1 pseudogene is annotated in these 283 nt (G+C 44.9%); it reads left to right on the forward strand.

Features of this window, described 5'->3' with window-relative positions:
* Positions 1–10: 10 nt before the first annotated feature.
* Positions 11–283, forward strand: a pseudogene (locus EN859_RS38580) (hypothetical protein); the annotation flags it as partial.

A 283-nucleotide genomic window follows, 5' to 3' on the forward strand; every position in this document is an offset into this window, starting at 1 on the left:
AGTGCTAGAGGTGCATTCTTACGTCATAGAGCATGACGTCGGCTTCGCACCGAATCCTTTCTCTGGAGTTTGCTCTTTGGCAAACTGTAAGCCAAATATTAGAAAGTATGCAAATAAAGGGGATATTATCCTCGGTTTTGGCTCGGCCAAGCACGGATACGGCGGTCTGCTTGTCTACTGGATGAAGATATCTGACATAATAACTTTTGACAAATATTATAGCGATGCCGCCTACAATCGAAAAAAGCCGCTGATGAATGGCAGCCTGATGCAGGTATACGGT

Source organism: Mesorhizobium sp. M00.F.Ca.ET.216.01.1.1 (assembly GCF_004010325.2).
Lineage (GTDB): Bacteria > Pseudomonadota > Alphaproteobacteria > Rhizobiales > Rhizobiaceae > Mesorhizobium.